This is a genomic window from Amycolatopsis coloradensis, assembly GCF_001953865.1.
Lineage (GTDB): Bacteria > Actinomycetota > Actinomycetes > Mycobacteriales > Pseudonocardiaceae > Amycolatopsis > Amycolatopsis coloradensis.
The window spans coordinates 121,023-141,546 of sequence record NZ_MQUQ01000012.1 but is presented as its reverse complement, the minus strand read 5'-3'; the positions used below and the strand labels follow the sequence as shown (position 1 = coordinate 141,546).

Sequence of the window (20,524 nt, the reverse complement as noted above, 5' to 3'; positions counted from 1 at the left end):
CCTCCTACCGATCTTCGCGTACGCTCGCGCGTCGCGTTTAGCCCGCTAAAGGCGACACGCGGTCAGCATGGCACGGCGCGGCCGGGCCGGGCACCGGGAACGCCCGCAGTGCTGTCCGCGGGCGCCCCCGGATCGCGATCAGGGGGCAGAACGCAAGACGGCACCGGATCGCGATCAGCCCGCTAAAGGCGACGTCGGTGCTGGGAGCGGCCGGATCGCGATCAGGGGGCTAAACGCAGGTCGGGGCTAGTGGGCGAAGTGGCGCGTGCCGGTCAGGTACAGGGTGACCCCGGCGGCCTCGGCGGCGGCGATGACCTCGGCGTCACGGATCGACCCGCCCGGCTGGACGACGGCGCGGACACCTGCCTCCAGCAGGACTTCGAGGCCGTCCGGGAACGGGAAGAAGGCGTCCGAAGCGGCGACAGCGCCCTTCGCCCGGTCCCCCGCACGCGAGACCGCGAGCCGCGAGGAGTCGACCCGGTTGACCTGACCCATGCCGACGCCGACGGTCGCGCCGTCGTTCGCCAGCAGGATCGCGTTCGACTTCACCGCGCGCAGCGAACGCCACGCGAACTCGAGGTCGGCCAGCGTCCGTTCGTCGGCGGCCGCGCCGGTCGCCAGGGTCCAGTTCGCCGGGTCGTCGCCCTCGGCGGCGATCGTGTCGACGGTCTGCACCAGCATGCCGCCGGAGATCGGCCGGAACTCGATCGGATCCGGCGACGTGATCGCGGGCAGCTTCAGCAGCCGCACGTTCTTTTTGCGCTGCAAGATCTCCAGCGCCTCGGCGTCGAAGTCCGGCGCCAGGACGACCTCGGTGAACACGTCGGAGATCTGCTCGGCGGCCTCGCGGCTCACCGGCCGGTTGGTCGCGATCACCCCGCCGTAGGCCGAAACCGGGTCGCAGGCGTGCGCCTTCCGATGGGCCTCGGCGATGTCCTCGCCGACGGCGATCCCGCACGGGTTGGCGTGCTTGATGATCGCGACGGCCGGGGCGTCGAAGTCGTAGGCGGCGCGGCGCGCGGCGTCGGTGTCGACGTAGTTGTTGTACGACATGGCCTTGCCGTGCAGCTGCTCCGCGTGCGCGAGGCCCGGCCGCCAGTGCTTGTACAGCGCGGCCTTCTGGTGCGGGTTCTCGCCGTAGCGCAGGACATCGCCGCGCTCCCACGAAGCGCCGGTGAAGTCGGGGAAGCCGGAGTCGTCCGCGGGCGCGTACACGTTCGCGAACCACGAGGCGACAGCGGTGTCGTACGCCGCCGTGTGCGCGTAGGCCTGCGCGGCGAGCCGCTTGCGGTCGGCCAGCTCGAAACCACCGGCGGCGACGCGCTCCAGCACCCACCCGTAGCGGGAGGGGTCGACCACGACGGCGACGCTGCTGTGGTTCTTCGCCGCGGCACGCACCATCGCCGGTCCGCCGATGTCGATGTTCTCGACGCAGTCCTCCGGGCTCGCGCCCGAAGCGACGGTCTGCGTGAACGGGTACAGGTTGACCACGAGCAGGTCGAACGGCGCGATGTCCAGGTGCTTGAGCTGCTCGACGTGCTCCGGGCGATCACGGTCGGCGAGCAGACCCGCGTGCACGCGCGGGTGCAGCGTCTTGACCCGGCCGTCGAGGGACTCGGGGAACCCGGTGACCTCTTCGACCGGCGTCACCGGCACCCCGGCGTTGGCGATGACCTTCGCCGTGCCGCCGGTCGACACGATCTCGACCCCCGCCGCGTGCAGCCCGGTGGCGAGTTCGAGCAGGCCTGCCTTGTCCGAGACGCCGATCAGCGCGCGCCGGACGGGACGCTGCCGGAGTGCAGTACTCACGAAAACCTCACCTTTCGTCCCTCGACCGCGCACCCGCTCCGGCCGAGTCTTTCGATCGTTTCCACCAGGAGCCTGCGTTCCACGGCCTTGATCCGCTCGTGCAGGACGTGCTCGTCGTCATCGGACTCCACGATCACCGGCTCCTGCGCGATGATCGGCCCGGTGTCCACTCCGGCGTCGACGAAATGCACCGTCGACCCGGTGATCTTGACGGCCATCGCCAGCGCGTCGGCCACGGCGTGCGCGCCGGGGAACGACGGCAGCAACGCCGGATGCGTGTTGATCACGCGGCCGGGGAACCGCGCGAGGAATTCGGCGCCGAGGATCTTCATGAACCCCGCCGAGACGACCAGGTCGGGCTGGTAGGCGGCGACGGCTTCGGTGATCGCCTTGTCCCACGCCACGCGGTCCGGATGGTCGGCCATCCGCACGGCGAACGACGGCACGCCGGCGCGTTCGGCCCGGGTGAGCGCTTCGATCCCGGTGCGGTCGGCTCCGACGGCGACCACCTTCGCCGGGAAGTTCGGCTTTTCGACCGCGTCGAGCACGGCTTGCAGCAGCGTGCCGGAACCGGACGCGAGGACGACGAGCTTCACCGGAGTGGGCAGGTCCAACCGACTAGCCAGAACGGGCTCCTTGCCACGGCGGTACGCACTCGGGCGTACGGCGCTTCACCTGGTCGCGACAACCCTAACGGTCGCTGCCGTGGGCGCTTTCGCCGCCGGACCCGTCGGTGGACTCGGTCACAGCGATGTCCTGCTCGGGCGGGGTTTCGCCGGAATCTTCACCTAGCTCGCGGGCGAGTTCCGCTTCGGCCTCGTCGTCCAGATCGTCGTCGCCCGGCCCTGCTTCGGCTTCTTCAGGCTCGACGGCTTCTTCGTCGGCTTCGAAGACCTCTTCTTCCTCGACCTCGACGGTAGCTTCGGACTCACCCGGCGGTTCGGGCGGCTCGTGCGCTCCGGCGAAAAAGGCGACGAACCCGCCGGGAATGACGATCCAGCAGAAGGCGATCACCGACGCGACCCCGACCGGCACGCTGACCGGGTCGAACGGCCCGTCACCGAGCCTGCCGCCGGAAAGGGTGCCGAGGGCGACGCAGCCGAACGCGACGAGCGCGCCCGCGACGGCGACCGCCCGCATCCGCGGCATCGGCTCCTCGTCGATCGCGCGGATCTTCCAGCCGACGAGCGCGCCGACCAGCGCGGGCAGGAGCAGCAACGCCGGCCACCAGACCGCGGGGTGCGACGGGATCCCCGCCAGCACCGGCACTCCGGGCAGCTGTCCTTCCTGGTAGCCGAACATGCCGACGGTCAGCGAACCGACCGAAAAACCCGGACCGGTGATGAAGGACAACGCGGCGACGACCGCGTTCGGCAGGTACGCCACGGAAAGCACGAACAGGCCGGAGCTCGCACCGAGCCCTGGTTCGAACAGACTGTCCACAGTGGACCAGGCCAACGCGGTGGCGACGGTGAACACCGCCGCGCCACAGGCGACCAGCGCGGCGAGGCCGAGCGCGCCCGCCCGCAGGCCATGCACGGCCACCGGGTCGAACCGGTCCCGCACCGCGGCGGGAAGCCCGCAGACCTTGGCGACGCCCGCGACGGCGGCGAGTCCGGCGAGGAGTCCCGGCACGCAGAAGGCGGTCAGCGGGTTCACCCCGATCGGCGATCCGCCTGCCAGCATGGCGATGACCGCGCCGAACAGCGCGTGCGCCCCGGCTGTCACCGCCACCACGGGGACGGCGGCCGCCGGGGTCCGGCCACCGATCCGGCGCACGGCGCGCGCGGCCGTCCTCGCCGCGAGCCCCGCGACGACGAGCGTCGGAAGCAGCGGCAGCACACCGAGCGGATGACCGCCGAGTTCGAGTTCCACTTGCCACGCGGCGAGCCAGCCGGGTCCGGCGGCGAGCAGGGCGCCCACGGTGGAGAACCGGATGCGGTCGGCGGCGAACGCGACCACCGCGAGAACCGTCGCGACCGCGGTGTAGGAGAAGAGCAAGGACGTGCAGGCCGCGGTGAGCAACACCCGAACCCGCTTCGCCCTGGACACCTCCGGCTCGGGGACGAGGTCGCTCACCGGCTCTTCGCCCGGCGGGCGTTCGTCGCGGGTGAGCAGCTTCATGATCCGCACCATGACATCCGGACTGGGCCGTCCGGGTGAGGCACGCCGCCATCGGGTGGCGCACGTGGCCCAACCCACCCGGTCGGGTAACCGGGAAAAGAAAAGCACCCACTGTGACACGGAGAGTCACAGTGGGTGCTTCTTGGTGCGAAAAGTCAGCTTTGCCGGTCGAGACCACCCGGCGGCGTACCCGGGTTCTGGCCCTGTTCCGAGGACGGCGGCTGCTGGAAGAACTGGCCCTGCTGGGGCGCGTACGTCGTGGCCTGCTGGCCCGGCGGCTGCGTGACCGGCGGCTGGAACCCGCCCGGCTGCGCGAACGGGCCGGACGGCTCACCCTGCGGCTGGCCCTGCTGCTGACCCGCGCCGGGGAACGGCTGGACCTGCGTGGCGGCCGGGCCCTGCTGACCCTGCTGGCCGAACGGACCCTGCGGGCTTTGCTGCGGGAACTGCTGGCTGTAGGGGGCCTGCGGCGCCTGCTGCTGCGGCTTCGCGGCGGGCAGCTTGAGGACGTCGTGCTCGAACAGCAGCGCCGCGACCGCGACCAGCATCTGCAGGATGCCGAGGATCAGCACCACGGTGATGATGCCCGGGACCGAGACCTCCGGGCGGCCCTCCCCGCCGTCGACGGTCGGGTAGCCGATGATCAGGTCGAGCGCGCCGAACGCGCCGAGCACGCTGAACAGCGCGGCGAACGGCAGCACCTTCGGGCCGCGCGGCAGCGCGTGCAGTGCCGCGAGCAGACCGCCGACCAGGAGGAAGACCGAGACCTCCTTGGCGGCGTCGGCCTCGTCGGAGAAACCGATGAAGAACTGCACCAGGCCGAGGACGGTGACGGCGAGCGCGAGCAGCAACGCCAGGTTCAGCGGGGTCGCCGGTGACGACGGCGCCTGCTGCTGCGGGAAGGCTCCCGATCCTGGGCTGGGGTGTTGCTGGCCGCCACCCTGCTGGGGGTAGCCGGGCCCACCGCTGGGATAGGACATCCGAATGCTCTCCTGTCGTTGGACCGGCACCCCGGGGCACGCGGGACCCCCGGGACAAAACGAGGCGGCTGTGATGCTCGAACGCTAGCGCACGCACGCGGTCATCTCTCGCCTCGGGCTCTGAGACGTCTGTACACCCGATCGGGTTCCGCGCGGAACCCCTCAGCGACGTGCGTTTCGCGTTTAGCCCGCTAAACGCGCTCCGGTCGCCGGATCGCGATTAGGGGGCTGAACGCAAGTCGGCGGGCCGGGCACCTGGGTGGGTGCCCGGCCCGCCGGGGAAGTGCTCAGTCTCCGAAAGATCAGAGGCTGTTGTACAGCTCGCGTGCCAGGACGGCGGTCTCGCTCGGGGTCTTCCCGACCTTGACGCCGGCGGCCTCGAGGGCCTCCTTCTTGGCGGCGGCCGTGCCGGAGGAGCCGGAGACGATGGCGCCGGCGTGGCCCATGGTCTTGCCCTCGGGCGCGGTGAAGCCCGCGACGTAGCCGACGACCGGCTTCGTGACGTTGTCCTTGATGTAGGCCGCGGCACGCTCTTCGGCGTCGCCGCCGATCTCGCCGATCATCACGATGACCTTGGTCTCGGGGTCGGCCTCGAACGCCTCGAGGGCGTCGATGTGCGTGGTGCCGATGATCGGGTCGCCGCCGATGCCGACACCGGTCGAGAAACCGATGTCACGCAGCTCGTACATCATCTGGTAGGTCAGCGTGCCCGACTTCGACACGAGACCGATCGGGCCGGCACCGGTGATGTCGGCCGGGATGATGCCCGCGTTCGACTTGCCGGGGCTGATCACGCCGGGGCAGTTCGGCCCGATGATGCGGGTCTTGTTGCCCGTCGCGACCGCGTGCGCCCAGAAGTAGGCCGAGTCGTGCACCGGGATGCCCTCAGTGATCACCACGGCGAGCGGGATCTCGGCGTCGATCGCCTCGATGACCGCGTCCTTGGCGAACTTCGGCGGCACGAAGATGACCGAAACGTCGGCGCCGGTCTCCTTGATGGCCTCCTCGACCGTGCCGAACACGGTGAGGTCCTTGCCCTCGACGGAAACGGTCTGGCCTGCCTTGCGGGCGTTGACGCCACCCACGATGTTCGTGCCGGACTTCAGCATCTTGGTCGCGTGCTTCATGCCCTCGGAGCCGGTGAGCCCCTGGACGATGACCTTGCTGTTCTCGTTGATGAAGATCGACATCTCACGCACCTGCCGCGGCGAGCTCGGCGGCCTTGTCGGCCGCGTTGTCCATTGTGTCCACCACGGTGACCAGCGGGTGGTTCGCGTCGGCCAGGATCTGGCGACCCTCGATGACGTTGTTGCCGTCCAGCCGCACGACGAGCGGCTTGGTGGCCTCGTCGCCCAGGATCTTCAGCGCCTCGACGATGCCGTTCGCGACCGCGTCGCAAGCGGTGATGCCGCCGAAGACGTTGACGAAGACGCTCTTCACGTCGGTGTCGTTGAGGATGACGTCCAGTCCGGCCGCCATGACCTCGGCCGAGGCGCCGCCGCCGATGTCGAGGAAGTTGGCGGGCTTGACGCCGCCGTGCTTCTCGCCCGCGTAGGCCACGACGTCCAAAGTGGACATCACGAGGCCCGCGCCGTTGCCGATGATGCCGACCTGGCCGTCGAGCTTGACGTAGTTGAGGTCCTTGGCCTTGGCCTTCGCCTCGAGCGGGTTCTCCGCGTCCTTGTCGACCAGGGCCTCGTGGCCCGGCTGACGGAACGAGGCGTTCTCGTCGAGGGTGACCTTGCCGTCGAGGGCGATGATCTTGTCCTGCGGGTCACGGACCAGCGGATTGACCTCGACCAGCGTCGCGTCCTCGGAGACGAAGGTCTCCCAGAGCTTCACGACGACGTCGGCGGCCTCGTCGACCACGTTCTCCGGGAACTTGCCCGCGGTCAGGATCTCGACGGCCTTCGCCTTGTCGACACCGATGATCGCGTCGACCGGGATCTTCGCGAGCGCTTCGGGACGCTCGACGGCCAACTGCTCGATCTCCACGCCACCTTCGGCCGAAGCCATCGCGAGGAAGGTGCGGTTCGCACGGTCCAGCAGGAAGGAGAAGTAGTACTCCTCGGCGATGTCCGAGGCTTCGGCCACCAGCACGCGACGCGTGATGTGACCCTTGATGTCGAGACCGAGGATCGCCTCGGCCTTTTCCGCGGCCTCGTCCGGCGTCTGGGCCAGCTTGACGCCGCCGGCCTTGCCGCGGCCGCCGGTCTTGACCTGCGCCTTGATGACGACCTGGTTGCCGATCTTCTCGGCGGTGGCCTTGGCTTCTTCGGGGGTGTTTGCCACGGCACCCGGCAGAACCGGTACTCCGTGGGCGGCGAAGAGATCCCTCGCCTGGTATTCGTAGAGGTCCACTACTCCAGTCTCCTGACGACACGCCACTGTGGTGGTCCGTTGCCGGACCGCGCTGTCGGACCAGTCGAGGTTAGCGACCTGCGCAGAAGCCGGGGACTCCGCATCTGGTGAAGTCGGTCACCGTACGCGGTCAGACGGTGTTTCCACGGTGTGAGACCGCACACCGGAGACCCAGTTCGCCGCCTCTTCCAGGCTTTCGAAGGCGTTTTCGAACTCGCCTGCGCCGTTACCGACCGCGAAGAGAAGGACGTCGGGGAGCGCTTCGGCGAGCCCTTCCGGCTCACTCGCGCCTCGCACCACGCCGAGGATGTCCGGATCCTCCTGTTCGGCCGTCCGGACCAAGTGGTCGAGGGTGTCGAGGCGCCCGGCGTAGACGACCTCGACGCCGTCGTCACGCAGCACCCTGCCGAGCGCGACCGCCGAACCTTCCTCGACGCCGTACTCGGCCAGCACGACGCGCAGGAGACGACGGGTCACCCGGACCGCCGCGAGCCCGCCACAGCCATCACGCCCGCGACGAGGGAGACGACTGCGGCGCCCAGCGCGAGCCAGAACCCGATCCCGGCCGACGCGCCCTCGTATTCCGACCCGACGAGCGGCAGTTCCGCCGCGCGCAGGCCGAGCACCAGCGCGGCACCGGCCAAGGCGGCCGCGGCCGCGATCGGGCGTGAGCGCACGACGAGCGCGTACAGGCCGAGGACGACCGCGAGCGCGCCGAGCAGGCCCCACGACGCCGCGCCGAAGTCCGACCACAGGCCTGGAGCGGTATAGCCGGGCGCGATGAACACCGGCGTGCCGAACGCCGCGATCGCCAGCACCGCCGCGGCGACGACCGGGGAGAGCACGGTGCCGTTCGCCCGCGAGCCGTCCAGCCCGGTGTCCATCGCGGCGTCGTCGGTGACGTCACGTTCCACGACCCCGGTGATCACCGCGGCGAGCGCGGCGACGGCCGCCAGCGCGAGCGCGACGAACGTCCAGGTGACGCCCGGGCCCGCCGAGTAGCCGACCTTGTCCGGCGACGGCAGCGGGAGATCGACGCCGAACAGCGCCGGGTCGACCGCCTTGTCCTCCGTCACGGACAAAGCCGCGCTCAGGACGCCCGCGCCCGCGAGGACGACACCCGCCCACGTGGCCGCGACGACTCCCCTGGCGAACGGCGAAAGCCGTGGCACGAAGACGAACAGCGCGGGTACGGCGAGCGCGACGGCGGCGCCGAGCAGCAGCCAGCGCGCCGGTGTCTCGGGGACGGGCGTCGGGCCGTTGGCCTTCAGCACCGGTGTCAGCGCGCCCGCGACCGCCGCCGCGGCGGCGAGCAGCGCCAGCCCGCCGGTGGCCAGCCGCCACCAGAACAGCCCGGGCAGCCTGGCCTCGCCCGCCAGGTCACCGGTAGCCGCCTCGCCCGCTTCCTCGACGTCGAACCGGGTGAAGGCCAGCCCGAGCAGCGCCAGGCCCGCGACGGTCACCAGCACCGAACCCGGCGCGACCGAGAGCCGGTCCACGACCAGTCCCGCGGCCACCGGCGGCACCCCGACCGCCAGCGCCGCCAGCCCGGCACCGGCGAACCCGCCCTTGCCGACCCCGGCCGAGGGCGAACTGACCGCCACGAGCACGGTCAACGGAAGCAGGGCCGCGAGCAGCAGGTATCCGGCCATCGCGACCGTCGGCCCCTCGAAGGCGTTCTTCGCCAGGAGGTACGCGTTGCCCGAACCGAGCGGTGCGAGCAGCAGGCCGATCCCGCCCACCACGCCGAGCACCGGCCCGAGCAGCCGCCAGCGGCGGCGTCCGTCGAGTTCGCCCGCCAGTTCCGCCTCGTCGCGGGCGGTCCCCGCGGCGAACGCCCCGGCGGCGAGCGTGAGGAGGTGGCCCCCCACCAGCGGCCACAGTCCCGGCCCGGCCGGAGGCAGTGCGAGCAGACGGTCGGCGAGGAACAGCTCCGGACGCGCGGCGAGGGATCCGTCCGCGAGCAGTTGCAGGTCCAGCAGCAACCGCCCGGGCGCGAGCGCCGTCAGTCCCAGCACCAGCCCGGCCGTGAGCCCCGGACGTCCGGTCACCAGGGCGTAGACCACGGCCACCGCGGGTGCCAAGGCCAGCACGACCAGCAACGGCCCGGCGGCGAAACCGGGCGAACCACCCCGGACGGCGGGCAGCAGCGCGCCGACGGCCAGCGCGACCGCACCGGCCGACACCAGCCCCGCCGACAGCAGGAGCGCTCGCGGGCGGGCGCCCGGTTCGCTCCGGAATGGTTCGGCGGAAGCGGTCCCGGGGACGGCCTGCCCGGTGGAGTCCGCGGGTGCCGAAGTCACTGCGGATTCGTCACCGGGGTGCCGTGAGCGCGAAGTCATCGACGGCGACGCTAGCAAGCCGGGTTCGCGGGGGCCCGCCAGCAGGGGCGCCGCAGATCTCACCAGCGCTCAGCGGCACTCGAAGGCGCTCAGTTGCGCTCAGTGGCGCTCACGGAGGGCCTCAGCGGAGGCAGAGAGCGGGTAAACCTCCTTCAACATCACCGGGCAACCGGTTATTTCCCTCGTTTGCCTCCTTTCCGACCCTCCGGTACCCCCGAATGGCCGCATGATCTTGTAACGCAAATCACAAGGTTACGAGTAAACCTCAGCTAACTTTGGGTGATATTCACTGGACAACGGCCAGATCGGCGTCGCCTGATCGGCCGAGGGCGCGACCAAATCTTGCTGACCGGGGTGCCGCTTCGTTACTGTCCCCTGGTCCCCATTACAGTCAGATCACGAATGAGAGCGTCGAACGAACCACCCCCGAGGTCGTTCACCGGGTTCCCCCGCCCGGGCTCTTGATCCGACTCCCCGAACATGGAAGGCCCCGTCTTGGCTTCACACCGCTCCCCCGGCGGCCAAGCTCCTTCCCCGGCGCTCGAGAACGCACTCGATGGTGCGGTCGTTCGCGTCCGGGGCTCGCACCGACTGTCGCCCCCGTCCTCGGCCCTCCGCGGTCGTGTCGTGGTCGCGGCCGTCGCCGCCGGCGCCTTCGCGGCCGCCGCTGCCGGGCAGACCCTGAAGTCCGTTTCGGAATCCTCCGACGCCGCCGTCACCCCGCTGGCCAGCACCCAGGACGCGAGCGCCTCGTTCGCCCTCGGTGGCGGAGCCACTGGTGGCGCCCCCGAGTTGCTGCCGACCAGCCAGTCTGCGAACGCCTCGGCCGAGGCCCAGAAGCTCTCGGACAGCAACAGCATCACCCAGGCCCGCGTGAAACGTGAGGCCGAAGCGGCCCGCAAGGCCGAAGAAGAGGCCAAGCGCCCCAAGACCTGCATGCCCACCAAGGGCACCTTCACCTCGGGCTTCGGCGCCCGGTGGGGCACGAGCCACCTCGGCATCGACCTTGCGGCCCCGATCGGCACGCCGATCGTCGCGGCCTCCGACGGCACGGTCATCGAAGCGGGTCCGGCCAGCGGTTTCGGCCTCTGGGTCAAGGTCCAGCTCTCCGACGGCACGGTCCACGTCTACGGCCACATGAACTCGTTCTCCGTCCGCGAAGGCCAGAAGGTCAAATGCGGTGAGGAGATCGCCGAGGTCGGCAACCGCGGCCAGAGCACCGGCCCGCACCTGCACTTCGAGGTGTGGCAGAACGGCACGAAGAAGATCGACCCGCGCCCGTGGCTCGCCGCCCGCGGCGTCAACGTCGGCTGATCGAGCCTCTATTCCTCTCACCACACCGGTGACCACGCCCGATGCAAGGGCACGCCGGGCAATGACGCTCTGGCGTGCCTTCAGGACCTCCGCTCCGCCCGTTTCGGGCACAAGGGAACGTCGTAGGTCCTTCGCGGTGGAGCGAGTTCGGTTTTCCAGGCCTTCAAGAGCCTCATACGATGCCGTCGCGCGGTCTTCGGACGAAGTACCCCACGGCCACCTGCCACACCGTGCAGAGCCCTGCCGGGCGCCGTCTGACCGGCGGCCATCCGACGAACACTCCCCGGGAAGAATCCCGGTACCCGGCTGACCGCGGCCCGAACAACCATCGCCGCGCGTGCCCGCATACGACACACCGTCCGACCCCGTCCGGTTCGTGCATCCGCAGTAACGCGCGCCAGGCCGCGACCAGCCTGAGCACTTCCGGCGGTTCCGGACCCCGATCCGGCCCCGCCCCTTCTTCAACACCCCGCAAGTACTCAAGTACCCCAGCGGCGAGAACCCCAAACAGGACCCCGTCCACACCGTGCGCCCCCTCCCTGATCGGGGGACGCCGGCCTGCCCGGCATACCCCAGCGCATCGAACTCGTGTTCGATGGCACAGGTATACGGGAGGGGTCCGACAGTTTTCGGACGCGGCGGCGAAACCGCAGGTCAGAGTTAAAGTTTGACCATCGGCACGCTGCCGATGAGCATCAGCCGCACCTTGCCGGCGGCGCCGAAGTCGATCGTCGCGGTGGCTCGCGGGCCCGCTCCGTCGCAGGCGAGGACGGTCCCGAGCCCGTACTTGTCGTGGCTGACCCTGTCGCCGACGTCGAGCTTGAGCGCGACGGTGTCCTTCCAGCCCTTGCCGAACGGGCTCGTACCCGTCGACCTCGACGGCGACGCGGAGCCGCCACCACGACTTCCCCAGGTCGTCGCGGCCCGCGGCGAACCGCCCGACGAACCGAACCCGCCGGAGGACGACGACGGCGCGAGCCTGCGCCAATCGACCAGTTCGGCGGGAAGTTCGTCGAGGAACCGCGAAGCCGGGTTCATCTGCGGCTGGCCCCAGGCTGAGCGCACCATCGAGCGGGAGACGTACAGCCGCTTCCTGGCACGCGTGATCGCGACGTAGGCGAGACGGCGTTCCTCGGCCAGTTCGGTCGGGTCACCGAGCGCGCGCATATGCGGGAAGATCCCGTCTTCCCAACCGGTACAGAAGACGACGGGGTACTCGAGGCCCTTCGCGGTGTGCACGGTCATCAGCGTGACCACACCCGCGTCGTGCCCGTCGCCGTCATCGCCGCCGTCGGCCGCGGGAATCGAGTCCGCGTCCGCCACCAGCGAGACCCGCTCCAGGAACGCGGGCAGCGAACCCGGTTCCGGCACGCCTGGGTCCGCCTCTGGGAGTTCGCCGTCCGGACCGGCGACCTCGGCGGTGAACTCGGTGAATTCCCGCGCGACGGTGACGAGTTCCGTCAGGTTCTCCACCCGCGAGGCGTCCTGCGGGTCGTCGGACTCCTCGAGTTCCACCCGATAGCCCGTGCGCTCCAGGACCGCTTCGAGGATGTCGGCGACTTCGGCGCCGCTCTCGGCGATTTCGCCGAGTTCGTCCAGCAGCTCGACGAAACCGGTGATGGCCTTGGCGCTACGCGGGTTCAGCAGCGGCACCTCACCGTTGACGGCGCCGCGCAACGCTTGCGCGAACGAGATGCGCTCCCGCTCGGCGTACGTCGCGATGACCGCTTCGGCGCGATCGCCGATGCCGCGTTTGGGGACGTTCAGGACGCGGCGCAGGCTCACCGTGTCCTCCGGGTTCGCCAGCACCCTCAGATACGCCAGCATGTCCCGGACCTCGCGCCGTTCGTAGAACCGCACGCCGCCGACGACCTTGTAGGGCAGGCCGAGGCGGATGAAGATCTCTTCGAAGACGCGCGACTGGTTGTTGGTGCGGTAGAAGACCGCGACGTCGGAGTAGTCCGCTTCGCCCTTGTCCGCCAGCGCGTCGATCTCACCCGCGACGAACGCCGCCTCGTCGTGCTCGTTGTCCGCGACGTAGCCGACGATCTTCTCGCCGTCGCCGGAATCGGTCCACAGCCGCTTCGCGCGCCTGTTGGGGTTGCGCGCGATGACCGCGTTCGCCACCGACAGGATCGTCTGGGTCGAGCGGTAGTTCTGTTCCAGCAGCACGGTCCGCGCGTTCGGGAAGTCGCGTTCGAATTCCTCGATGTTGCGGATGGTCGCGCCGCGGAAAGCGTAGATCGACTGGTCCGCGTCACCCACGACACACAGCTCGGCCGGGTCGATCCCGGCCTCGTTCGCCTCGGTGCCGACCAGTTCGCGGATCAGCGTGTACTGCGCGTGGTTCGTGTCCTGGTACTCGTCGACCAGTACGTGCCGGAACCGCCGCCGGTAGTACTCGGCGACGTCCGGGAAGGTCTGCAGGAGTTCGACCGTCCGCATGATGAGGTCGTCGAAGTCGAACGCGTTGGCCTGGTTCAGCCGCCGCTGGTACTCGACGTAGACCTCGGCGACCCGGCGTTCGAGATCGTTGCCCGCGTCGGCGACCGCTGTGTCCGGGTCGATCAGCTCGTTCTTGAGGTTCGAGATGTGCACGGCGAGGGTGCGCGGGGCGTACCGCTTGGGGTCGATGTCGAGATCACGGGCGACGAGCGTGATGAGCCGCTTCGTGTCGTCCGAGTCGTAGATGGAGAAACTCGACGACATCTCCAGCGTTTTGGCCTCACGGCGCAGGATCCGCACGCACATGGAGTGGAACGTCGACACCCACATGGCGTTGGCGCGGCGGCCGACGAGGTCGCTCACCCGCTCCCGCATCTCCGCGGCCGCCTTGTTGGTGAACGTGATCGCCATGATCTGGCCGGGATGCACGTCCCGCTCGGCGAGCAGGTACGCGATCCGCCTGGTCAGCACCCTGGTCTTGCCCGAACCCGCGCCCGCGACGACCAGCAGCGGCGCGCCCGCGTGGGTCACGGCCTCGCGCTGCGCCGGGTTCAGGTCGTCGAGCAGGTCCGCGTGCCGTGGCTTGGCCGGGCCGTCCGCTGGGAGATCGAAGAGGGTGTTCATCGCCGGTCCACGCTACAGCGCCGGGCGTAGGCGCTGTTGTCGCCTGCCGTCCGACGCGCGTGCGGTGTTCGCGGCGGAGGATCGGATGCCATGGACACCAACGGAATTCCCTCCCGGCTCAGGGCCGCCGACACCGACCGCGAGCGGATCGCCTCGCTCATCCAGGCCGCCGGTGGCGAAGGCCGTCTCACTCTCGAAGAAGTAGAAGACCGGCTCAGCGCCGTGTATTCCATCAAGTACACGGACGAACTCGCCACGCTCACCTCGGATCTGCCGAAACCCGCGCCGAAGCGGCGCCAGGCCGCCTTCGGGCATCCGGCGGTGCGGGTCCACCTGGCGGTCGCCGTGGTGCTTTCGGTGCTGCTGATCGTCCGCTGGACGGTTTCGGAGGTGCCGTTCTTCTGGCCGGCGATGCCGATGTTCTGGCTGGCCATGAGCGTCCTGGTGCACGCGTGTGTCCGTGGGGCACGGCGCCGCTTCGAGCGGGAGGACGGCTTCGCTGTGGCATAATGATCGGTATGCGGCACCACGCGATGCGATTTTTCTACGGGAACCGGACTCCGGCTCCCGTGATCGCATAGTGCCTCACTGCCATCACCCGAAGCCCCGGAGTCCTCGGACCCCGGGGCTTTACGCTGTTCCGGGGGCCAGCAGGGAATCCGGACCGAAGAGAGGTCCCGATGGACACCACAGCCGAAGAACCCACCGCCACGGCCGAAGAGATCGGTGAGCTCCGCCAGGAGATCGACTGGCTCGACGGCGAGATCCTGCGGCTGGTGAAACGCCGCGTCGAGGTCTCCAAGACGATCGGCGCCGCCAGGATGGCGGCGGGCGGCACCCGGATCGTCTACAACCGCGAGATGGACGTGCTGGCGCGCTACCGCGAACTCGGGCCGGAGGGACGGCAGCTGGCGATGGCGCTCCTGAACCTGGGCCGGGGGAGGCTCGGCCGCTGACCCCCGCTTCCAGGTCCACGGCGCCCGGAGCGCGTTTAGCCCGCTAAACGCGCGCCCCAGATTCCTGCGGCGCCGGAGCGCGTTTAGCCCGCTAAACGCGAAGCGACCACTCCCGCCCGCCTGCGGTGGTTCAGGGGCGCGCAGGGCGGCGAAGGCCTAGTTACTTGCGCCTGGCGCAAGCAAGGGGCCCTTCATGTACTTCACGTACTCGGAACGCGTCTAGCCCGCTAAACGCGAAACGACCACTTCCACCCGCCTGCGGTGGTACAGGGGCGCGCAGGGCGGCGAAGGCCTAGTTACTTGCGCCTGACGCAAGCAAGGGAACCTTCATGTACTCCACGTACTCGGAACGCGTCTAGCCCGCTAAACGCGAAACGACCACTTCCACCCGCCTGCGGTGGTACAGGGGCGCGCAGGGCGGCGAAGGCCTAGTTGCTTGCGCCTGACGCAAGCAAGGGACCCTTCATGTACTTCACGTACTCGGAGCGCGTTTAGCCCGCTAAACGCGAAACGACCGCTTCCACCCCCGTGCGGTGGTTCAGGGGCGTGCAGGTGGCGAAGGCCTAGTTGCTTGCGCCTGACGCAAGCAAGGGACCCTTCATGTACTTCACGTACTCGGAACGCGTCTAGCCCGCTAAACGCGAAGCGCCAGCGTCACGATCGCGTGCCGTGAGGTGAAACTCAGGGTGTTCCCCGAGCCACGGCGGCTCACGACAGGGCAAACTGGACACATGATTAACCTCATCGCCGTCGTGATCGCGATCGCCGGCGTGCTCGCCGCGCTGGGCCATCTCGGGTATCTCGCCATGTTGAACAATGCGGCGGGTAAGCGTGCGGGCGGTACGCCCATCGCGCAGTACGTCAAGTCGCGTTGGCCGATCGCAGCGGGTACCACTGCCGCCTCACTGTTCGCCTGGTTGCTCACTAGTGGGGGAACGACGCTCGACATCATCGCCATCTTGCTTGCAGCGGGTAGCGGAATCACGGCCACCAAGGCCCTGCAATCGACCCAGCAGAAGTACCGCAGCGGTAACTGACCGCCCTCACCTGCACGAACAGCACCGCGTTACGTCACCAAGCCCGTTCGGCCGCGCCCGACCGAGTGAAACATCTGCAACTTGCAGAGTGGGTGAAGACTTGCGGGTGTCGAGCTTTTAGTGTGGCTCTCGTGAGGACCCTTGCGTCTGGGTCGGGCGATGCCCGAACGACGCGCGGGGGCGAGAGCCCCGCGCGTCCACAGTCGCATGCGCGTGCATTTGCTCACGAGAGTGCCCGGGAGTCTGCAAGCGAGGGATCCCGTGAAACCGCTGCTCTGTTCGGCTTAACCGGTGTCACATCGCCGTCAGGGACGGCCCGCGAGGGGGTCGCTCGGACATGAACGGCTGGGTGGAACACCAGGGACGGACCGGACGGGACGGCGCCGCGCACTCGGGCCGCCACCGGGCGGGCGGCAGCGAGGGCTGGACCCCGCCCGTGCCGCCGCGGCGGCAGCGTCCGACCGGGCACGGGCATCACGCGCACAGCGAGTTCGCCCCGCCCTCCACCGGTTCCCTTCCCCTGCCGCCACCGCGGAACAGGAGGGCACCGAGCCCCGGCTACGCCTCATCGAGCGGCAGCCTGCCGCTCCCCCAGCCCGCTCGCGAGGTACCCGTGGAACGCCTGGCCCACGTCGAGGTCTCGTTCACCGAACCCGTCCGGCCTTCCGCCGAAGAACGGCGTGCGAAGGCCGCCCAGCGCACGAAGGTGACACTGGCCGCGCCCGCCCCCCGCCGCCCCGAACCGGTGGAGACCGAGCTCGACGACGATGACGTCCGGGTCTACCTCGCCCCGCCGGTCGACGGCCTGAGCACCTTCGACCTCGGTTCGGTGCCCGCCTCGGTGACCCCGCCCAAGACTTGGCGCAAGGCCGCCTGGTTCGCCGCGGCCGCGTCCGCGCTGGTCGTCGTCGGCCTGCTGTTCGCCGGTTCGTTCCTGGTCGGCAAACCCGCCCCGGAGCAGCAGAGCCAGGGCGGCTGGCCCGGTTACCGCGGCGGCAGCCCGCTGACCAACGAAGGCGTCGCCGCCGACCCGGCCACTCCGCCACAGGGTGGCGCCGCGGGCAACCCGTCCGGTTCCGCGACCGACTCCGCCACCCAGGACGACCGCAGTTCCGCCAATTCGGGCACCTCCTCCTCCGACAGCGAGACCGCCGATACCAGCGGGTCGCGGCCCGGCTCGGGCGGACCGGTCACGAGCGGTCGGCCCGCCCCGTCGTCGAGCGACCGGCCGCACAAGCCGCCGGTCATGCCCGCCGACCGCACCACCACGACGGCCCCCTGGTACGCGTCGCAGCCGGACGCGCAGGCGATGGGCGATAACTCCGAAGTCTTCCTCAACACCGTGACCACCGACCCCCACGAAGCCTCCTCCGTCACCTCCGGCGGCCTGCGCGAAGAAGGCGCGCAGGGCCTCCGTGAGCGCTACGCCGACGTCGCCTACTTTGAGGTGAAGAAGGTCAGCATCGACCAGCGCCGCGGCGTCACGGTCAACACCGTCGAGGTCACTCACAAAGACGGGACGAAGACCATGGAGCAGCGCACGCTGACCTTCGGTGACGACAACAAGATCATCGACGACGGCATGTAGGTGTCCTCGCACGTGCAAGTGTCTTGTTCCTCTGCACGTGCGGTGCGGCGAGCGGCTGTCCCTGCTCCGGGTGGGTGACCTAAGCTGCCGTTCGTCGTATCGCGACGGCATTCCGGCGATAGAGCCTGGCCGCGGACCGTCTCCACAGGGTTACCTGACGACAGCAGGGTCCGCACCGTTCAGAAGACGGCCGCGCGGACCGAAGGCGCCGGCCGAACGGCCCAGCGCCTGCCCCGGACCAGAGCGAGGAATTTCGTGCTTGATCGACAGCGCATACGGCGTGAGGACGCCGTACGTGTCGAGGACGTCATCCCGGAAGAGATCCTGAACGACACCCGCGTCGACCGCGAGTACCTCGAGCAGGTCTTCCGCGAGCCGCAGAAGTTCGTTCCCGCCCGCACCCGTGAAGAGCCGTCGCCGCGGCCCGAGCCCGAAGAGGAGCCGGAAAGCCGCGCCGCCCGGAGGGCCAAGCTGGCAGGCCTGGTCGCCGCCGGGCTGCTGGTCGCGGGCGCCGTCGTCACCGCGGGCGTGCTCGCGGGCGCCCAGCGGCAGGGTCCGGTGCCGGGCGCCGCAGCGCCCGAGGTGATGAGCGGAGCCGCCGCGCTCGGCGGGCTCGCCGTCCCGGACGCCGCCGAACCGCGGCAGAAGCAGGCGGCGCCGACGTCGTCGCCGGGCACCAGCACGACGGCCCAGCCGCCTTCGGGCACCGGCGCGGGTTCGGTCCCGCGGCCGGGTTCGGCGACCAGTGGCACCAGTTCGCAGTCGGTCGCCAAACCGGCCGCGATCAGCACGGCCGAGGGCAAGATCGACGCGGTCCGGAAGTTCTACCGGACCGTCGACGCCGACCCCTACGGCGCGATGTCGCTGCTCACGCCGGTGCTGGCCGGCTCCGAAGCCGGCAGGCTGATCCAGGCGTGGAGCGCCATGGACGCCATCCAGATCCAGGACATCCGGGAGCAGGCCGACGGCACGGTCCTCGCCGTGGTGACCATGCGCAATCCGGACGGCGGCCTGGTGCGGGTCACGCAGGTGCTGGAATTCGCCGACGAGACGACGGGTCTGATCACCGACGCCCGGCTGCTGTCCGCGCAGCACATGTGACGGACACCCGGCGTGAAACAGCCCTCTACCCAGGGCGATCGGAGCGTACCGCGTGTGTGTGCGCAGAGTGAGGGCCTAGCCTTGTCACGAGTCGGTCTCGGAAAAGCCGGCACACAGACCACTACATGTGCATACGCTCCAACGCTGTGGCGCGCTGAAGGCCGCACCGCGTGCGCGGACCACTCCGCGACGTGAAGACGGAGCCCAAAGGGAGGTCGCGTGAGCGACGAGGGTCGCCTGGTCGCCGGTCGATATCGCATCGCCGGGCGGATCGGCACGGGCGCGATGGGTGCCGTCTGGCAAGCGCACGACGAGGTACTCGGCCGCACGGTGGCGATCAAGCAGTTGCTGCTGCAGCCCGGCCTCGAGGCTCACGACGCCGAGGACGCCCGCCAGCGCACGATGCGTGAAGGCCGGATCGCGGCCCGGCTGCACCACCCGAACGCCATCTCGGTGTTCGACGTCGTCACCGACGACAACGGGCAGCCGTGCCTGATCATGGAATACCTGAACTCCACCAGTCTCGCCCAGGAGTTGCAGGAGCACCGGACGCTGCCACCGATCGAGGTGGCCAGGATCGGCGCGCAGGTCGCGGCGGCGCTGACCGAGGCGCACGCGGTCGGCATCGTGCACCGGGACATCAAACCCGGCAACATCCTGCTGGCGCCCAACGGCACCGTGAAGATCACCGACTTCGGCATCTCGCGGGCCAAGGACGACGTCACGGTCACGAAGACCGGGATGATCGCCGGAACCCCCGCCTACCTGGCGCCCGAGGTGGCCATCGGCGGAGACCCGGGCCCCGAGTCCGACGTCTTCTCGCTCGGCTCGACGCTCTACGCGGCCTGCGAAGGCCAGCCGCCGTTCGGCCTCAGCGAGAACACGCTGAGCCTGCTGCACGCGGTCGCGGCGGGGCAGATCATCCCGCCGCGCCAGTCCGGCCCGCTCGCCAGCGTGCTGGCCGTGCTGCTGCACCCGGAGATCCGGCACCGGCCCACCGCCGAAGAATGCGAAGAACTCCTCGCCGCTGTCGCACGGGGTGAAACGCCGCTGGGCGGTCCCTCGGACGACACCGTGCTCGCCGCCCCCGTCGCGGGCGCGCTCGCGGGTGCCGGGGCGACCCAGGCCCTCGACAGCGAAGCCGCCGGGCACTCGGGCTCGCTCCTCGACGAGCAGGCCGCCGCGGGTCCGTACTACGACGACGAGGACGACTTCCACCAGCCGGCCGCGTCCAGGTACCCGGAAGAGGACTACGACGGGTACGACAACTACGACGAGACGGCGTTGCTGTCCGAACGTGGCAACCCGGGCGGCCCGACGCCCACGCGCGCCGTCCCGGTGCCCGCGGGCGACTACGACGACCATTACGACGACCCGCCGCCGCCTCCCCCGCCGCCGCCCACCCGGGCGAAGACCAGCCCGGTGAACGAGGATGACGACGAGAAGCCCGGCGCGTGGAAGAAGCCCGCGATCATCGGCGGTGTCGTGGTCGTGGCGCTGGCCGCGCTGGGTTTCTGGCTGCTGAGCCCGAACAACCCGGAGTCGCCCGCGCAGGTGGGGAACTCCTCGACGAAGCCGCCCCCGTCGGCGACGTCTTCGGCTCCCGAGACCACGGAATCGCCGACGGAGACGCAATCGGCCGAGCCGCCCAAGGAGACGGCGTCTTCGCCGAAGAAGACTTCGACGAAGGCGACTCAGACGGACGAGCCGGATCGGCCGACCACACCGAAGCCGACCCCGAAGCCGACCCCCACGCCGACTCCGACGAAGACGCCGACACCCACTCCGTCCGACACACCGACACCACCGGTCTCGACCCCGGCCGGAGCATGATCCGAGGCTG

The 20,524-nt window shown here is 69.9% G+C and carries 16 protein-coding genes; 7 read left to right on the top strand and 9 right to left on the bottom strand.

The window, feature by feature from the left end; translation table 11 throughout:
• Nucleotides 1–246: 246 nt before the first annotated feature.
• The 8 genes from purH to BS329_RS21810 all read right to left on the bottom strand — a co-directional run bounded on the left by purH (nt 247) and on the right by BS329_RS21810 (nt 9,616).
• Nucleotides 247–1,809, bottom strand: coding sequence for a bifunctional phosphoribosylaminoimidazolecarboxamide formyltransferase/IMP cyclohydrolase (gene purH, locus BS329_RS21845; protein ID WP_076163096.1), 1,563 nt, complete (start codon nt 1,807–1,809; stop codon nt 247–249).
• Nucleotides 1,806–2,423 carry a phosphoribosylglycinamide formyltransferase gene (purN, locus tag BS329_RS21840; RefSeq protein WP_076163095.1) on the bottom strand — a complete coding sequence of 206 codons (618 nt, stop codon included), beginning with the start codon at nt 2,421–2,423 and terminating at the stop codon, nt 1,806–1,808. Before purN ends, purH begins: the two co-directional genes overlap by 4 nt.
• Nucleotides 2,424–2,499: 76 nt before the next feature.
• The gene (locus BS329_RS21835; RefSeq protein ID WP_076163094.1) at nt 2,500–3,945 is read right to left on the bottom strand and encodes a cell division protein PerM; all 1,446 of its coding nucleotides are present in this window, start codon (nt 3,943–3,945) and stop codon (nt 2,500–2,502) included.
• Between the two features lie 143 nt (nt 3,946–4,088).
• A complete protein-coding gene (locus BS329_RS21830; protein WP_076163093.1) occupies nt 4,089–4,913 on the bottom strand; it encodes a DUF5336 domain-containing protein in 825 nt (274 codons plus the stop codon).
• Nucleotides 4,914–5,215: 302 nt separating this feature from the next.
• Nucleotides 5,216–6,103 (bottom strand): succinate--CoA ligase subunit alpha, encoded by an 888-nt coding sequence (sucD, locus tag BS329_RS21825; protein ID WP_076163092.1) that lies wholly within the window; start codon nt 6,101–6,103, stop codon nt 5,216–5,218.
• 1 nt (nt 6,104) lies between these two features.
• On the bottom strand, nt 6,105–7,274 hold the full coding sequence (gene sucC, locus BS329_RS21820; RefSeq protein ID WP_076163091.1) for an ADP-forming succinate--CoA ligase subunit beta: 1,170 nt from the start codon (nt 7,272–7,274) through the stop codon (nt 6,105–6,107).
• A gap of 117 nt (nt 7,275–7,391) precedes the next feature.
• A complete protein-coding gene (locus BS329_RS21815; protein ID WP_076163090.1) occupies nt 7,392–7,751 on the bottom strand; it encodes a hypothetical protein in 360 nt (119 codons plus the stop codon).
• Nucleotides 7,748–9,616 (bottom strand): hypothetical protein, encoded by a 1,869-nt coding sequence (locus BS329_RS21810; protein ID WP_076163089.1) that lies wholly within the window; start codon nt 9,614–9,616, stop codon nt 7,748–7,750. Before BS329_RS21810 ends, BS329_RS21815 begins: the two co-directional genes overlap by 4 nt.
• Nucleotides 9,617–10,243: 627 nt before the next feature.
• Between BS329_RS21810 and BS329_RS21805 the strand changes: the two genes are divergently transcribed.
• A complete protein-coding gene (locus BS329_RS21805) occupies nt 10,244–10,930 on the top strand; it encodes a M23 family metallopeptidase (protein ID WP_076163088.1) in 687 nt (228 codons plus the stop codon).
• Between the two features lie 660 nt (nt 10,931–11,590).
• Here BS329_RS21805 and pcrA read toward each other — a convergent pair.
• Entirely contained in the window at nt 11,591–13,999 is a 2,409-nt protein-coding gene (gene pcrA, locus BS329_RS21800) for a DNA helicase PcrA (protein ID WP_076163087.1), read from the bottom strand.
• A 90-nt stretch (nt 14,000–14,089) separates the two neighbouring features.
• Here pcrA and BS329_RS21795 point away from each other — a divergent pair, with 90 nt between their 5' ends.
• The 6 genes from BS329_RS21795 to BS329_RS21770 all read left to right on the top strand — a co-directional run bounded on the left by BS329_RS21795 (nt 14,090) and on the right by BS329_RS21770 (nt 20,514).
• Nucleotides 14,090–14,509 carry a DUF1707 SHOCT-like domain-containing protein gene (locus BS329_RS21795; RefSeq protein ID WP_076163086.1) on the top strand — a complete coding sequence of 140 codons (420 nt, stop codon included), beginning with the start codon at nt 14,090–14,092 and terminating at the stop codon, nt 14,507–14,509.
• Between the two features lie 170 nt (nt 14,510–14,679).
• The gene (locus tag BS329_RS21790; protein WP_076163085.1) at nt 14,680–14,955 is read left to right on the top strand and encodes a chorismate mutase; all 276 of its coding nucleotides are present in this window, start codon (nt 14,680–14,682) and stop codon (nt 14,953–14,955) included.
• A 731-nt stretch (nt 14,956–15,686) separates the two neighbouring features.
• Nucleotides 15,687–15,992: a hypothetical protein gene (locus BS329_RS21785; RefSeq protein WP_076163084.1), complete on the top strand. Its 306-nt coding sequence runs from the start codon at nt 15,687–15,689 to the stop codon at nt 15,990–15,992.
• 337 nt (nt 15,993–16,329) lie between these two features.
• Nucleotides 16,330–17,580: a hypothetical protein gene (locus BS329_RS21780; protein ID WP_244197247.1), complete on the top strand. Its 1,251-nt coding sequence runs from the start codon at nt 16,330–16,332 to the stop codon at nt 17,578–17,580.
• A gap of 255 nt (nt 17,581–17,835) precedes the next feature.
• Nucleotides 17,836–18,681 (top strand): TrbL/VirB6 family protein, encoded by an 846-nt coding sequence (locus BS329_RS21775; protein ID WP_076163082.1) that lies wholly within the window; start codon nt 17,836–17,838, stop codon nt 18,679–18,681.
• Between the two features lie 219 nt (nt 18,682–18,900).
• Nucleotides 18,901–20,514: a serine/threonine-protein kinase gene (locus BS329_RS21770; protein ID WP_076163081.1), complete on the top strand. Its 1,614-nt coding sequence runs from the start codon at nt 18,901–18,903 to the stop codon at nt 20,512–20,514.
• Nucleotides 20,515–20,524 lie beyond the last annotated feature (10 nt).